This is a genomic window from Mesohalobacter halotolerans (assembly GCF_006120725.1).
GTDB classification, from domain to species: Bacteria; Bacteroidota; Bacteroidia; order Flavobacteriales; family Flavobacteriaceae; genus Psychroflexus; species Psychroflexus halotolerans.
In genome coordinates this window covers 187,177-202,780 of record NZ_SWMU01000001.1, presented here as the reverse complement: position 1 = coordinate 202,780, position 15,604 = coordinate 187,177, and the positions used below count along the sequence as shown (strand labels likewise).

The 15,604-nt window shown below is 35.2% G+C and carries 17 protein-coding genes; 11 read left to right on the top strand and 6 right to left on the bottom strand.

The genetic code is table 11. The features are described 5' to 3' along the window. Positions 1-2: 2 nt before the first annotated feature. From FCN74_RS00930 to FCN74_RS00895, 8 genes are all read left to right on the top strand, one after another. Positions 3-1,004 (top strand): vWA domain-containing protein, encoded by a 1,002-nt coding sequence (locus FCN74_RS00930; RefSeq protein WP_138930721.1) that lies wholly within the window; start codon positions 3-5, stop codon positions 1,002-1,004. After that, on the top strand, positions 1,005-2,054 hold the full coding sequence (locus FCN74_RS00925) for a vWA domain-containing protein (RefSeq protein ID WP_138930720.1): 1,050 nt from the start codon (positions 1,005-1,007) through the stop codon (positions 2,052-2,054). It begins immediately after the preceding gene. Beyond that, positions 2,041-2,853 (top strand): tetratricopeptide repeat protein, encoded by an 813-nt coding sequence (locus FCN74_RS00920; RefSeq protein WP_246062522.1) that lies wholly within the window; start codon positions 2,041-2,043, stop codon positions 2,851-2,853. Before FCN74_RS00925 ends, FCN74_RS00920 begins: the two co-directional genes overlap by 14 nt. Continuing rightward, positions 2,854-4,620, top strand: a complete 1,767-nt coding sequence (locus FCN74_RS00915; RefSeq protein ID WP_138930718.1) for a BatD family protein — start codon at positions 2,854-2,856, stop codon at positions 4,618-4,620. Then, positions 4,617-5,366 carry a tetratricopeptide repeat protein gene (locus tag FCN74_RS00910; RefSeq protein ID WP_138930717.1) on the top strand — a complete coding sequence of 250 codons (750 nt, stop codon included), beginning with the start codon at positions 4,617-4,619 and terminating at the stop codon, positions 5,364-5,366. Before FCN74_RS00915 ends, FCN74_RS00910 begins: the two co-directional genes overlap by 4 nt. A gap of 67 nt (positions 5,367-5,433) precedes the next feature. Then, positions 5,434-5,730, top strand: coding sequence for a hypothetical protein (locus FCN74_RS00905; RefSeq protein WP_138930716.1), 297 nt, complete (start codon positions 5,434-5,436; stop codon positions 5,728-5,730). A gap of 73 nt (positions 5,731-5,803) precedes the next feature. Further along, on the top strand, positions 5,804-7,381 hold the full coding sequence (locus FCN74_RS00900) for a SulP family inorganic anion transporter (RefSeq protein ID WP_138930715.1): 1,578 nt from the start codon (positions 5,804-5,806) through the stop codon (positions 7,379-7,381). Positions 7,382-7,389: 8 nt separating this feature from the next. Then, a complete protein-coding gene (locus FCN74_RS00895) occupies positions 7,390-8,013 on the top strand; it encodes a carbonic anhydrase family protein (RefSeq protein ID WP_138930714.1) in 624 nt (207 codons plus the stop codon). An 88-nt stretch (positions 8,014-8,101) separates the two neighbouring features. Here the strand turns inward: FCN74_RS00895 and FCN74_RS00890 are convergent, their stop codons facing one another. The 6 genes from FCN74_RS00890 to FCN74_RS00865 form a co-directional block, all read right to left on the bottom strand. Next, a complete protein-coding gene (locus FCN74_RS00890) occupies positions 8,102-8,530 on the bottom strand; it encodes an RrF2 family transcriptional regulator (RefSeq protein ID WP_138930713.1) in 429 nt (142 codons plus the stop codon). Positions 8,531-8,923: 393 nt separating this feature from the next. Continuing rightward, on the bottom strand, positions 8,924-10,360 hold the full coding sequence (locus tag FCN74_RS00885; RefSeq protein WP_171047076.1) for a M56 family metallopeptidase: 1,437 nt from the start codon (positions 10,358-10,360) through the stop codon (positions 8,924-8,926). Between the two features lie 148 nt (positions 10,361-10,508). Further along, the gene (locus tag FCN74_RS00880; protein ID WP_138930711.1) at positions 10,509-10,874 is read right to left on the bottom strand and encodes a BlaI/MecI/CopY family transcriptional regulator; all 366 of its coding nucleotides are present in this window, start codon (positions 10,872-10,874) and stop codon (positions 10,509-10,511) included. Positions 10,875-11,165: 291 nt separating this feature from the next. After that, entirely contained in the window at positions 11,166-11,600 is a 435-nt protein-coding gene (locus FCN74_RS00875) for an organic hydroperoxide resistance protein (protein ID WP_138930710.1), read from the bottom strand. Positions 11,601-11,773: 173 nt separating this feature from the next. Continuing rightward, positions 11,774-12,187, bottom strand: a complete 414-nt coding sequence (locus FCN74_RS00870) for a type II toxin-antitoxin system VapC family toxin (protein WP_138930709.1) — start codon at positions 12,185-12,187, stop codon at positions 11,774-11,776. Further along, positions 12,184-12,429 carry a DUF6364 family protein gene (locus FCN74_RS00865; protein ID WP_138930708.1) on the bottom strand — a complete coding sequence of 82 codons (246 nt, stop codon included), beginning with the start codon at positions 12,427-12,429 and terminating at the stop codon, positions 12,184-12,186. Before FCN74_RS00865 ends, FCN74_RS00870 begins: the two co-directional genes overlap by 4 nt. A 162-nt stretch (positions 12,430-12,591) precedes the next feature. Here FCN74_RS00865 and queG point away from each other — a divergent pair, with 162 nt between their 5' ends. The 3 genes from queG to FCN74_RS00850 all read left to right on the top strand — a co-directional run bounded on the left by queG (position 12,592) and on the right by FCN74_RS00850 (position 15,164). Beyond that, the gene (queG, locus tag FCN74_RS00860) at positions 12,592-13,527 is read left to right on the top strand and encodes a tRNA epoxyqueuosine(34) reductase QueG (protein WP_138930707.1); all 936 of its coding nucleotides are present in this window, start codon (positions 12,592-12,594) and stop codon (positions 13,525-13,527) included. A gap of 195 nt (positions 13,528-13,722) precedes the next feature. Further along, on the top strand, positions 13,723-14,598 hold the full coding sequence (gene rfbD / locus FCN74_RS00855) for a dTDP-4-dehydrorhamnose reductase (protein ID WP_138930706.1): 876 nt from the start codon (positions 13,723-13,725) through the stop codon (positions 14,596-14,598). Between the two features lie 2 nt (positions 14,599-14,600). Further along, positions 14,601-15,164 (top strand): UpxY family transcription antiterminator, encoded by a 564-nt coding sequence (locus tag FCN74_RS00850; protein ID WP_138930705.1) that lies wholly within the window; start codon positions 14,601-14,603, stop codon positions 15,162-15,164. The last annotated feature ends 440 nt before the right edge of the window (positions 15,165-15,604 follow it).

The window sequence follows — 15,604 nt, the reverse complement described above, 5'->3', positions numbered from 1 at the left end:
GTATGTTTAACGACTTGACATTTGAAAATCCCGCTTGGTTTTGGCTTTTACTTGCTATTCCATTATTTGTGGTATGGTATTTAGTAAAACGCAAGCAAAGTCAGGTTCCGGTCAAATTTTCATCTACACAAGCGTTTTCAGGCTCAACCTTTTGGGGCTATATAAAACATGTCATGTTTAGCATAAAAATTTTAGCTTGGGTATTTTTAACCATCGCCATGGCGAGACCGCGCACAGTAGATGTGACGACCGATATCAAGAAAACCCGCGGTATTGATATTGTGATGTCTATTGATATTTCGGCCAGTATGTTGGCTAAAGATTTTAGACCCAACCGTATGGAAGTCGTCAAAGAAGTGGCCTCCGAATTTGTTAAAAACCGACCAAATGATCGTATTGGTTTAGTGGTTTTTTCTGGCGAAAGTTACACAAAAACTCCCGTAACTTCAGATAAAAGCATTGTTTTAAACACCCTAAAAGATATTTCATATTCCAGTCAAATTGAAGGTGGAACCGCAATTGGCATGGGTTTAGCCACAGCCGTTAACCGCCTTAAATACAGCGAAGCCAAAGGGAAAGTCATTATTTTATTAACAGATGGGGTAAACAATACAGGTTTTATTGAACCCAAAACAGCAGCCGATTTGGCCTTAGAATACGACATCAAAGTTTACAGTATTGGCGTTGGTAGTATTGGCACAGCACTATCACCTGTTGCCATTGATAGAAATGGACAATTTCAATACCGCAATACCGAAGTAGAAATTGACGAAGCCTTACTCGATGAAATTTCATCTATGACCGATGGACAATATTTTAGGGCTACAAATGAAGATAAATTGAAATCTATTTATGAGGAAATCAACAAACTCGAAAAAACCGAAATTAAAGAAACCAAATACTACAATTATGACGAAAAGTATCCCATTTTTGTCATTATTGCTGGTTTGTTAATAGCATTTGTCGCTTTAATAAAATATACAATCATGAGAAGTTTAGTGTAAATGATACAATTTGAAAATCCATATTATTTTTGGTATTTCGCCGTTGTTGGTGTGATTGTCTTGTTGTTTGTCGTTTATAGACTTTGGCAGACTCGTGCACAAAAGCGTTTTGCAGACCCTAAATTGTTTAAATTTTTGGCACCGCAACGCTCGGCTTTTAAACTTTGGATAAAATTTGTTTTTCTTACTTTAGGTTTATCTTGTTTTATCATAGCCTTAGCCAACCCTAAAATGGGAACAAAAATGGAAACGGTAAAACGCCAAGGTGTTGATATTGTGTTTGCGCTTGATGTATCAAAAAGTATGTTAGCCGAAGATATTGCCCCCAATCGTTTAGAAAAAAGTAAGCAAATTATTTCTCAGACCCTAAACAATTTGGTATCTGACCGTGTCGGTATTATTGGATATGCAGGAAGCGCATTTCCGCAAATACCGATCACAACCGATTATGGCGCAGCAAAAACTTTTTTGCAAGCCATGAACACCGATATGGTTTCTAGTCAAGGGACTGCCGTGGCAGATGCCATAGATATGGCATCGACTTACTATGACCGTGATGATACGACCAATCGGGTTTTAATTATAGTAGGCGATGGTGAAGACCATGGCAGTAAAGCCGATGACGCTATAGAACGTGCGGTAGAAAGTAATATCAGAATTTTTACAATTGGCGTGGGCACTTCAAAAGGTGGACCAATTCCTATCAAACAAAATCGTGGTGTGACCTACAAAAAAGACCAAAACGGTCAAACAGTAATTACACGAGCTGACAAAATGACTTTACAAAATATTGCTGAAAAAGGAAATGGCGCTTTTATTGACAAGGTAAGAACCGATGAAATTGTTAAATCTTTATTAGAAAATCTACAAAAAATTGAAAAATCGGAGTTTGAAACCAAACAATTTTCGGATTTTAAGACACAATATCAGTGGTTTATTGGTTTTGGCATGCTTTTTATACTTTTGGATGTGTTGATATTAGAAAGAAAAACCCAATGGTTACGACGACTTAATCTGTTTAATGAAAAAGACTATGATGAAGAAATATAATATATTAAGTGTTTTGATGCTATTGTTTATTGCAGTGCATGCACAGGATAAAAACATCAAAAAAACACAAAAACAATATCAAAAATATTCTGCTTTGGCCGCAGAAGAAATTCAAAACGGCGATTTTCCACAAGCCGAAGCGCTGTATAGAAAAGCCCTAGATAAGAATCCTGAAGGTGATGAAGCAGCTTATAATTTTGGAAATTTATATTTTGAAAATCAAAAAAATAAGCAGTCCGCAATACGCTATTTAGAGTCCGCAAAAGCCTCTAAAAATAAAACAGTTAAACACCGAAATTTTCACAACCTAGGCAACCTGATGATGGCAGAAAAGCAATATGCCAAAGCCGTTGAAGCTTATAAAAATGCCTTGAGAAATAACCCCAATGACGAAGAAACGCGATACAATTTGGCTTTAGCTAAACAAAAAAGAGAAAAGCAAAAAAACGAAGGTGGCGGCAAGGATAAAAATAAAGACCAACAGAAAAAGAATAAGAAAAAAGATCAGGACAAAGGCGGTGAAGGCGATAATGACGAAAAAAAGCAAGATCAACAAAACCGCAAAGACGGTAAAGACAAAAAGGAAAATAAACAGAAAAAAGACGACGCCAAAAAGGATCCTAAAAAAGGAGACAGTCAAAAACAAAAACAGCCATCAAAGCCTCAAAAAGGGAAAATGAGTAAGCAACAAATTAAAAACCTGTTGCAAGCCATTCAAAATAAAGAAAAAAACACGCAAGAAAAACTCAATGCCAAAAAAGTCAAAGGCGCTAAAGTCAAAACTGAGAAAGACTGGTAAATGAAGAAATTAATTTACATATTAATTTTAATAAGTTGTGCTTTTAGCCAAGCTCAAGTCCAATTCACAGCTGAAGTGAGTCGTGAAAAACTTGGGATTAATGAGCGTTTGCGTGTTGAATTTAGTATGAATAAAGATGGTGACAACTTTATTCCACCTTCTTTTGAAGGTTTTAGAAAAATTGCGGGACCTAATCAATCTGTCAGTCAAAGTTGGATTAATGGTAAAAGCACTTTCCAAAAATCGTATACTTTTTTCTTACAACCGCTAAAACGTGGTAAACTTACAATAAATCAAGCTGAAGTCACCATTGATGGTAAAGTCTATAAAACTTCACCAAAAACTGTTGAGGTGACTGCGGCTGTCGACAATCCAAGCGAAACAGCTGATGCTACACCACAGTCTAAAGCTTTAGACGGCATTCATTTGGTGGCTGAAGTTTCAGATACGAGTCCTTATCTAAACGAAGGGATTTACGTGGTCTATAAACTCTATGTGAGTCCATCAACAGATATCAGAAACTGGCGCGCACTTGACAATCCTAAATATGAAAATTTTTGGAGTCAAAGTATTGATGTGAAACGTCTTGAAGTTAAAAATGGCGAATTTGCAGGCAAGCCTTATCGCTATGTAGAATTGCGCAAAACCATTTTATATCCACAAAAAACTGGAAAACTTAAAATTGAACCTTTGACGCTTTCAATCGGTGTTGAAGTGCCAACAAAACGCAGAGACCTTTTTGGCAGGAGACTTTATGAAACCGTAGAAAAAACCTATTCTGCTCAAACAAGAACAATTGACGTTCAAGCCTTGCCGCAAGCAAATAAGCCAGCAAGTTTTACAGGTGCTGTAGGTAAATTTGATTTTGAAGTCAATGTCGATAAAAATAAACTCAAAGCCATGGAATCGCTTCAAGCCGAAGTGAAACTCAGCGGTGAAGGTAATATGAGTTTGTTTGAATTACCTCCACTAAAGGCGCCAAACAATACAGAAATATTTGAACCTGAAAAACAAGACAATATCCGAACAACCGTAAATGGTATGGTTGGGTCTAAACGGAATATTTATACCTTAGTGCCACAACAAGCTGGCAAACAGGTTATACCCAGTTTAGAGTTTTCGTATTTTGACCCAACTCAAAAACGATACATCACTTTAAATTCCAACAGTATTTCAATTGAAGTCGAGCCAAACACAAGTTTGACCAATTCCACTTCAAATTCAGATACTACAGGGAGCAACTATTCATTTATCAAACCACCTGACGCACAATTTACTTTTATAAAATTAGATACGACATTAAGACCGATTAATCAGAAACGCTTTTTTAAGAGTACCGCTTTCTGGACGATTTCTTTAATTACCTTAGCTTTATTCCCATTTTTTATAGTCTTTAAAAAAGTTCAAAACCGAGAAGGCTTGTCGGAGTCCGATAGAAATCGAAAAAAAGCCAATAAACTGGCTAAGAAATTTTTGTCTGAAGCCAAATCTCACTTAAATGATTCTAATGCATTTTATTTATCTCTAGAGAAAGCGTTACATAATTATTTAAAAGCCAAGCTCCGTATCACCACGAGCGAAATGAGTAAGGAAAAAATAGAAGAATTGTTGTTGAAAAAAGGGGCAAAATCTGAGGATGTCCAATCGTTTTTAGAACTGCTAAAAAACTGCGAAATGGCAAGATACTCGCCGCTAACTCAATCTGAAATTGATCAGGACTATCAACACGCCAAAGCAACATTAGCAAAACTTGATAGAAATTTATGAAAATAATGGTTTACATATTATGTTTTGCTCTTAGCTTTTCAGCCTTGGCTCAGAACGACAATATTTTCAATCAGGCCAATGATGCTTATGCTGATACAAACTATAAAGAAGCCAAAAGGCTTTATCAAAATATTTTAAAAGATGGTCAAGCTTCAAGTGAGTTATATTTTAATTTAGGCAATACTTACTATAAACTTGAAGATCTTGCCAATAGTATTTATTACTACGAAAAGGCCCTTAAACTCAATCCTGAAGACAAAAGCATTCAAAACAATTTAGCCTTTGCAGAACGTATGCGCCTAGACCAATTTGAACGTTTACCTGACTCTGAAGTCAACAAAACCTTTGAAGACTTTATCCAAACCTTTTCAATTGATACATGGTCAATCATTGGGATTGTTTTTTTGTTTGTTGCTGCTTTGAGTTTTGGTGTTTTTTTATTGTTTAAACGCACCTTTGTCAAACGTTTGGCTTTTGGAATTTGCTTAGGCTTTATGCTTTTATCTGCAGGCGCATTTGCCATGGCACAAACCCAACTTCAGCAGGTTAAATCTTCTGTATATGCCATAATATTTCAAGAAGAGAAAAACTTATACGAAGAGCCAAATACAAAAAGTAATGCCTTATTTCAGCTTCACGAAGGCACAAAAGTTAAAATTCTCGACCAATTCCGTTCATTTTACAAAATTGAACTCCCAGATGGTACACTAGGCTGGATGACGACTGACAACATCAAGAAAATTTAAGACTGTTTTCTACTTTTAATGGTTAATCAAAGCCGTAAAACCACAAGATTATTATATATTTGAAATTATGAAAAAAACTTATGCTAAATATTTATTATTTTTATTTATAGCTTTTTTGGCTACACCAACCATTGTTAAGGCTTTAGATAAAAATGCGGATATAAGCATAGTATACAATTTAGCAGAAGAAGAACAATCTGAAACTTCAATAGGGTCTTTTTTAGATTTTGTGGTCAATTCTCAAGATTTTGAAGCATTAAGTGAGCACGAAACTCATAATGCTTTAGTTTTTGACATTTATCAATTTGCTATTAAATCACATCATATTCGTATTCCCTCACCACCACCTGATGCTTTAGTTTAAGCTTTAAAAGCATATTATTTTTTATTTCATTTTCTTATTTCATTCTGCCTGAAAAAGGCAAAAATTTTATTACATGTTTAAATATTTAAAAAAAGACCTTCCGGCAAGTATTGTTGTATTTTTTGTGGCTCTTCCCTTATGTCTAGGAATTGCATTGGCTTCGGGAGCACCATTATTTTCAGGTTTAATTGCCGGAATTATAGGCGGTATTGTTGTGGGTTCATTGAGTGGTTCTCAAGTTGGGGTCAGTGGGCCAGCTGCTGGACTAGCTGTTATCGTACTTGGGGCCATAGCAAGTTTGGGTAGCTTTGAAAATTTTCTTGTCGCCGTTATAATTGGTGGTGTGATTCAAATTGGTTTAGGTATTGCAAAAGCCGGAGTTATAGGCTATTATTTTCCAACTTCTGTCATTAAAGGGATGTTGGCCGGTATTGGTATTATAATATTCATAAAACAGATTCCATTTGCTTTGGGTTTAAGCGATAATGTTGAGTTTTCAGAATACGTCACCGATGACCATATCGCATACTCAGAATATTTTAAAACCTTGCTAGATAATATTTCGTTAGGTGTCGTTTTAATAACGCTTATTAGCTTGGGTATTATCATTTTTTGGTCTTCAGTATTAGAAAAAAAATCCAAAGTCTTTAAAATTGTTCCTGGACCAGTGGTAGCAGTTATCATTGGCGTTTTATTCTATGTATTGGTTCCAGAGGGCTCAGCTTTAGCTATTTCGGCTCATAATCTCGTCACTGTTCCTGTGCCGGAAAGCACCTCAGATTTTATTGGTCAGTTTACATTTCCTAATTTTTCCGTTATAACAAATTCAGACGTTTGGATTGTTGGAATTACTATAGCCATAGTAGCGAGTTTAGAAACCTTACTGAGTGTTGAAGCTACAGACAAACTCGACCCCGAGAAGCGAATAACACCAACCAATAGAGAACTTTTTGCCCAAGGCACAGGTAATATTTTATCTGGTCTTGTCGGTGGCTTACCGGTAACGCAAGTCATAGTTAGGAGTACAGCCAATGTGTCTTCAGGTAATAAAACCAAATTGTCTGCCATCATCCATGGATTTTTACTATTAATTTCAGTCATTGTCATTCCGCATTTGCTAAATTTAATTCCGCTTGGGGTTTTAGCAGCAGTTTTATTTGTTGTTGGCTATAAACTCGCCAAACCAAGCTTATTTAAAGAGATGTTTAGACTCGGGAAATCTCAGTACTTGCCTTTTGGAATAACCGTTGCAGGTATTGTATTTACAGATTTGTTGATTGGCGTAGGTTTGGGTTTAATATCTGGACTTTTAACCGTTCTTTATAACAGTTATAAAAATTCACATTTTTTACATATCAAAGGCGGCAATGGTGATAAAAAACATATCAATATGACCTTAGCTGAAGAGGTGACTTTCTTTAATAAAGGCGCTATTATGAGAGAATTAAAAAACATACAAGACGATTCCTTTGTAGAAATCGACATTACCAAGACCCAGTCTTTAGATTATGATATCTTGGAAATTCTCGATGACTATGCTTTTAAAGCCAAAAACCGCAATATCGATATCAATTTGGTTCACAAAAAAGGAGAAGTAAAAAACCCAGAGAGTTTTAAAGAATATTTTGATGAAATCATATCAGCAGATTAATAATAAATATTATGGATAAAATCATTTCAAAACGAGAGCAAGTATCGATGACACCAGACAGTGTCCTTGAAGATTTACTTGAGGGAAACCGACGCTTTGTTCAAAATAATTTAGATACAAGAGACCAAATATCTTTAAAAAATAGTGCAACAGATGGACAGTACCCCAAGGCTATCATATTGTCTTGTGTCGACAGCCGTGTTCCTGTGGAAACCATTTTCGATCAAAGTATCGGCGATATCTTTGTTTCTCGAGTGGCTGGAAACTTTGTTAATACTGATATTTTGGGCAGCATGGAATATGCTTGTAAAGTCGCTGGGAGTAAACTTGTCTTTGTTCTCGGTCATGAAAAATGCGGTGCTGTAAGCTCGGCATGTGACCATGTAGAATTAGGAAATATCACCTCAATGCTAAAAAACATTAAGCCAGCTATTGAAAATACCTCGACTGAAGGCGAGCGCAGCTCTAAAAATGCTGAATTTGTTCAAGCTGTGGTTGAAAAAAATGTACAATTAAACATTGAGCGTATCAGAAAAGAAAGTCCTATTTTAAAAGACCTCGAAGATTTTGGTGAAATTGAAATTGTAGGTGGCGTCTATTCTTTAGCAACCGGTAAAATTAAGATGCTTTAAGCGAGCTCTTGACATTGAGTTTCCTAAACGTTTAAGGCTTTAGGTTGAGAAATTAAGATTAACAATTAATTTTTATATCAAACTCACTTTAGCTCAATAAATATTCGCGGGTTAAAATATCTTTGAGTGTACATGTCTTGAGAAATTTGACTGTCATGTGCTTGAGTTCCATAAATGCATGACGAATGCCGCATTGTTCTTCATACTGGCATTCCTCGCAGGGTTCATAATAGTCATGAGTGACGCAGGGCAAAAAGGCGATGGCGCCATCAAATAGACGCATGACTTCTGCCAAATTAATTTGATCTGCGGCTTTTGATAAAAAATAACCACCATGGCGACCACGCTTACTATCTAAAATTTTGGCTTGTTTTAAATCTAGCAAAATACGCTCTAAAAATTTTTTGGGGATGTTTTGATGCTCAGAAATCTCGCTAGACATCACGGGATGTTGGTTCTTGTGTTTTGCAATATAGATCAACGCATTAATAGCGTATTTGGTTTTTTTGGACAACATGCTTCAAAAGTAATAAACAATGCCGTGCAGTCAAAGTTTATTTTTTGGCACAAACTTTTTAATAGTTTTTTAAAATCTTGTTATAATTTTAGTTAACCAAACCACCTCGTTAAATAAATAACTTTTCAGTTTTTTTAGGTATTCATTAAATTCAAATGATGTTTTTTATGGGCGTTATTGGGAACGCAGTGAAGCAATCTTTTGAATTGAAGGTCAATTCTTTATATACTTAACTTGAACTTAAATAACTAGAGATTGCTTCAGGTTTTCCCTACTTACTGGTAGCAAAAACCTTCGCAATGACGTTGATATTTTCAACATAAGAAGTTGACTTGCGCGTAATACTTATCAATGAAGGATTAACCAGATGTTTTTCTAAAAAACCTCGCAACATCACTCTTGAATCACAAAATTAATCGGCAATCCATACAAGACGTTGACTTTTTCACCATCAACTTGTCCTGGAATCATTTGTGGTAAAGTTTTAATAACGCGTTGGGCTTCTTTTTCAAGTTCCGGATGTGGGGCTCTGACTTTTAATTCCACAATATTACCAGTTGTATCAATTTTAAATTGTGCTACTATACGAGTTTTGCCAGTTAAACCAAGGTCTTTGCCTAAACCGGCATCAAAATTTTGATTGACATGCGTTGAGATAAATTCACTGACGCATTGTTTTAAAGCTTCACCGGTTTTGCCATTACATGACGTGGGATGTGGCACGAGGTCAATAAGGGCAAAAGGGATATCAGAATTTGGATCTAATTCTTGAACTTCTGTTTGTTGCGTTATACTATTGCCTTTCATTTTTTCTTCCAGTATGGCAACTATGCTTTGTAAACCCTTAGTTTGATTGATTTCTTTATCGATTCTGTCTTGGTAGTCTTGGTCGTTTTTATAGACATTTGACAGTTTTAAAAGACCTAAAACCAAACCAACTTTTCCCTTTTCGTGTTCTGAGTATTCCTCTTTGACTTCAATGTCATACGAGTCAAGTAAGGTTTTGACGTCCGGTTTTTTTTCAACTTTATCAAAAAAATCAGGTTCACTTTTAAAAAGTTTATCATGAAAAGCTTTTCTGTCTGCTTGTTGTTCTTCAAGTGTCATTTCTTGTTCAACTCCACTGTTTTGTGTGCATGAAATGAGAATAGCCAAACTTAAAATAGGAAATATTAGTAGATATTTTAAACGGTTAAATTTTGATTTGTGTAACATGTTGATGCGTTTTTTAAGATTAGACGATTGGTAAAAGGAATTGACAAAAGAGATGTTTTGAGAACCAAAATTCTGATTGAGTAAAGTGTTGACATAACTTGATTTTGTTGTGTTTTGAGTTGCAAAACGGTCGGCCTCAAACTCGTGAATTTGTCTGAGGTGTTTTTTGTATAAGACAATCAAAGGATTGAACCATAAGGCAAATTGCAAAACCTCTAATGCCAACAAATCCCAAGAATGCTTTTGTTTTAAATGCTGGTATTCGTGTTCTAAAATTATCTCGCGTTGAGGTTCAGTGATATTTTCACCGATATAAATGCGATTCCAAAATGAAAATGCCGTTGAAGTATTTGGCAGGATGACCAATTTTTTATCGCGATAAAAACTTTGACTAGAACGTCTTAAATGATGAAATAAATTTCTGTTTTTAAAACTAAACCAAATGCAGTAAGTGATGAGTCCAAGTATGTAGAACAAAAGATAAAAATTCCATTGAAAGCCCGTTAAACTTGATGAGGATGTAATATCATTAGTGGCATTGCTTAATTGACCTGTCCCGATTTGAATAGGTTGTAGCCATTGCACATACTCATTATTGACCTCAATTGAATACAAATAACTAAAATTTATTAAAGGCAAAATCAAAGATATTGCTAAGCTTATCAATAAATAAAAACGGTTTACCTTAAATAGTGGTTCAGTTTTTAACAATTGATATAAACTGATAAATATGGCTTGATAAATGAATATTTCAACCAGATAATTAATCATAGTTTTTTGATTTTAAATCTTTCAAAATCGCTTCCAATTCCTGTGTGCTTAAGTCGTTTTTCTGAACAAAAAACGAGACCATGTTTTTAAATGAGCCCTCAAAATAGGTGTTGGCCAAACGTTTGGTGGTTGAGGTTTTGTAATCTTCTTCACTCACTTTTGGGAAATACACATGTCCGCGGCCTTGTTTTTCATAATCTACAAAGCCTTTTTGTTCCAAAATCCTTACGATGGTAGACACCGTATTGTAAGCCGGTTGGGGTTTAGGCATTTCTGCAATAATGGCGCTGACGTTGGCTTTATCCAGGCGCCATAATATGCGCATGATTTCGCTTTCTGCTTTGGTTAAAGATTTCATCTGAAAATTAATTTTAGTTCACAAATATAACTAAATATTTAGTTTAAACTAATATTTTAGTTAATTTTTTTTACAAATAACCAAAGTCTCGACTCGAGAAGTTTTTAGTGATTAACATGCTAGGACGTGATATATCAGTGAGCATCTGTCTGCCGACAAAGGCAGGCTCCAATCTAACGATAAATAATTGTCATCAAACATGTTAAGTAATTATTTTAATTCAGTAAATAAAAAAACCGCTTCAATTAAAGTGAAGCGGTTGAGGTGTTATTGATTGATAGTATAATTGTTCTATTCGTCCAATAATAAATTCAGCGTAATATCAATATTGTCTCTTGTGGCTCTTGAGAATGGGCAAATTTCATGGGCTTTGTTCACTATTTTTTCGCCAACAGATTTGTCATTGACATTGGGAAGGTAGGTATCGAGAATTACGGCGAGCTGTAAGTCATCTTCTTCAGTTTTGCCGATACTCACGTGAGCTTCAACAAAGAAATCTTCGCCGATGTCAACATTATGCTGTCTTGCGACCAATTCTACAGCACCGCCAAAACAAGCAGAATAAGCCGCGCCAAAAAATTGTTCGGGATTGGCACCATCGCCATCATCGCCGCCCATAGCTTTGGGTACGCTGAGGTTCATGTCAATTGGCCCATCATCTATAGATTTGGCGTGACCTTTACGGCCGCCTGTGGTTTTTGTTCTTGCAGTGTAAATCGTTTTCATAAAATATATTTTTTCTTAAAAATAACGGCATTTACGTGTGAAAACAAAAACGGGGTATTAAAATTATAATAAAACTTTTTAAATTTTAAGTTTGTCCATTCATATACATGGTTTACACTAAGTTTAAAATATTCACCCTCTTATAAATAAATTCATCATTTTATATAATGGTATTATTTTCTTGCTAAATACTCTTTAGCTGTTAAAACTGGTAACTTTGAATTTTTAAAGTCTTTTTTGTTTCTCGTAATTATAATATCAATATTATTTTCGATTGCAGAATAATATTGAAGGCCATCTTCAAAATCGGGAAAGCTTTCATCGCTCAAAGCAAGTTCTGTTACTTTATCATTTAAACTTAACAATTCTACAAGAACTTTGAATTTTCTCAAAATTTCTCGTGCTTCTTTAGCTGATTTTAATTTTGTGAGTATGTAATTTGTATTTGCAAATGTTAATGAAGAAATTGCAAGTTTTAATTCTTTTTTATCAGCTTGAGAGAATAAATTGGCAGCATCTTCATAAAAATTCTTTCTTTTTGAAAGTAAGTCTATTACAATGTTTGTATCAATCAATATTTTTTTCATTTATATTTTTTCAATAGGTATTTAGCATATTCATTTTTGGCATCAAAATTATCATCTATTGAAATAACTCCACTAAGATTTTTTACCAAAGGTGTTATTTCAGTTTCTTTTTTTTCTGTTTTGGTTAAAGTTCCCAAATAAGATTCTATTAATTTCGACAGGCTGATGTTATTGGATTTTGCATAGTTTTTTGCCTTTTCAATAATAGATTCGTTTAAACTTAATGTGAGTTTTTTATCCATTTTAAATTATTTTACGTGCAAATATATTAATTGTTTACGTAAAATCAAATCATTATCTTTTTTGCTTATAACTTGACAGATTAAAAGTATTAAAATGTATTTTTTTGTTTGCAAATGCAAAATATTGTATCCAGATGTTACCTTTGAATTTTTAGGAGTTTTATGTCGAATGCTGAGAAATATACCCAACTCATCAAAACCGAAGCCAAGCGTTTGGGGTTTCTGTCTTGTGGGATAAGCAAAGCTGAATTTTTAGAAGATGAGGCGCCGCGCTTGGAAAAATGGCTGAAGGAAAATAGGCACGGTGAGATGCGATACATGGAAAATCATTTTGACAAGCGGCTCGATCCGACCAAATTGGTTGAAGGTTCAAAAAGCGTAGTGTCGTTATTGTATAATTATTACCCTGAAAAACAACAACAATCAGATACCTATAAAATCAGCAAATATGCCTACGGTCAAGATTACCATTTCGTGATTAAACGCAAACTGAAATCGCTTTTAAATACCTTACAGGAAGAGATTGGTGAAGTCCACGGTCGGGCTTTTGTAGATTCTGCTCCGGTTTTAGATAAAGCCTGGGCGGTGAGAAGCGGTTTGGGTTGGATGGGAAAACATTCAAATGTTTTGACCAAATCTTTAGGCTCATTTTATTTTATCGCCGAGTTAATCATCGATTTAGAGTTGGAGTATGACACACCGGTGACTGACCATTGTGGAAGCTGTACAGCTTGTATCGATGCTTGTCCTACAGAAGCTATCGTAGATCCCTATGTGGTCGATGGCAGTAAATGTATTTCGTATTTTACCATCGAACTTAAAGACGATTTGCCCTCAAGTTATAAAGGGCAATTTGACGATTGGATGTTTGGCTGTGATGTGTGCCAAGATGTGTGTCCTTGGAATAAGTTTAGTAAAAGTCATAATGAACCCCTTTTTAATCCGGATGGCCGACTGTTAAATTATGATAAACAGGACTGGGAAGAAATCACAGAAGAGGTATTTCAAGACATTTTTAGAAAATCAGCAGTAAAACGCACAAAGTATACCGGGTTGAAGCGAAACATTGCGTTTTTAAAATCTAAAAGAGAAGATTAAAACAACAACATGGTTTTTTATTCCGAATGAAGCAGAGCGACAATTAATTTTTCTGTGAACTGAGCCTCAACTCGTGAAGAGATTCCTATCAGCCGACAGGCTGACTCTACCGAAGTTTCGGCATTGGAATGGCAATGAATAAATTCTGAGCATGACAATAAAATTATATACTTTTGCCAATCAGTTTGTAAGCTTATGAAAATATTAGTTATAGGGAGTCAAGGCCAATTGGGCAATGAATTCCAAGCCATACAGTCGTCAAGTTCCCACGATTTTAGTTTTGTTGATCAGGACAACCTAAATATTACCAAAGAAGCTGAGGTTCAAAACTATATTCAAAAGGCATCTTTTGATGTTGTTATCAATTGCGCAGCTTATACTGCTGTAGATGATGCCGAGGAAGATGAAGATCTCGCTTTTGCAGTCAATGAAAAAGCTGTAAAACATTTGGTTAATGCCTGTATAAAACACAGGATGAAGCTCATTCACTTTTCAACCGATTATGTTTTTGATGGACAACATCATAAGCCTTATACTGAAAAAGATAAGGTCAAACCTCTGGGTGTTTACGGTAAATCCAAACGCGCCGGCGAGGAAGTCATTTTAAAATCGAATGTCAGTAGTTTGATCTTAAGAACTTCATGGCTGTATTCGCATTATGGTCAAAACTTTATGAAATCCATGATCAGACTCGGTAGAGAAAGAGAACAGCTCCAAATTGTTTTCGATCAAGTTGGTACGCCAACACATGCTAGAGATTTAGCACAAGCAACTTTAACATGTTTAGACCAGCATAAAATTTGGGAAAACCAACAGAAACTTTACCATTTCTCTAATGAAGGCGTGTCGTCCTGGTTTGATTTCGCAAAAGCTATTTTTGATAAAGAACATATAGATTGTCGGGTTCAGCCGATTTTATCTAAAGAGTATCCCACCAAAGCTCAGCGGCCTCATTATTCAGTTTTAGATAAAAGCCAATTTAAATCGGATTTCAAGGTTGAAATTCCTCATTGGTTAGATTCTTTCAGAAATTATTACCAAGAATCGCTAACAACTGCTAAAATTCTTTAAATTTGCCTTTTAACTTTCAAACTATACAAACAAAAGAATTGTCGTTGGAAATTAAAAAAAAGATAACTCAAACGAAGTCTAGACCAATCTTAAAATCAACAGGCAAACACTGGTTTGTGTTGTATTGTAAACCCAATTCTGAAAAGAAAACCGCAGAGCGACTTAATGCGATGGGCATCAAGTGTTATTGTCCCACACAAGTGCAGATGCGACAATGGAGCGATCGTAAAAAGAAAGTTCAGGTTCCTGTTTTACCATCAATGGTTTTGGTGTATGTTGCTGAAATCAATAGGCAACGGGTCTTTGAAACGCCTACGGCAGTGCGATATTTGTATTGGTTAAAGAAACCAGCGACGGTAACTGAACAAGAAATTAAACAATTACAATCGGCTTTAAGAAGCAATTATAAAGCTATTGAAATTGAAAAAATACATTCCAAAACCTCCAAAGTTAAACTCAAAGGTTTGGGAACAGAGCCCCAAAACGGCCATTTAAAATATAGCAGCAAAACCCATGACTATATTGAACTTGAACAATTGGGAGTTGTTGTTAAGGTGAAACGTTAAAGGCTTAATTTACTTATTTACAATGCTTTAGCGAATTCTTATGGGACTCGCTGAGGCGGAGCTGTTTTTAGAAGTTATGAGTTTTGAGTGAAAAGTCACCAGCCACCAGGCAACCATGCCTACAGAATTTCAAAACAAGATAGAATGCACTACAATAGTGCAAAAAATACAATAAATGCACTCTATGAATGCAAATTATGATATATTTAAGTAATTAAAAGTTGTAAGTATAACTATAACTTTCATTATTTTTACTGTAAGTTATAAACACAATGAAAACTAAGGAGTTCAACATACCTGATCAAACATAAAAACGTTTTATTTACTTAGAAAAGCTAAATAATAATTACATTTTCAAGTTTTAAGTTTGCCTGCACTGAGCGAAGCCGAAGTGCCGAGAACACCGAATACACGAACCTGCCCGACTACAACGTTCAGGC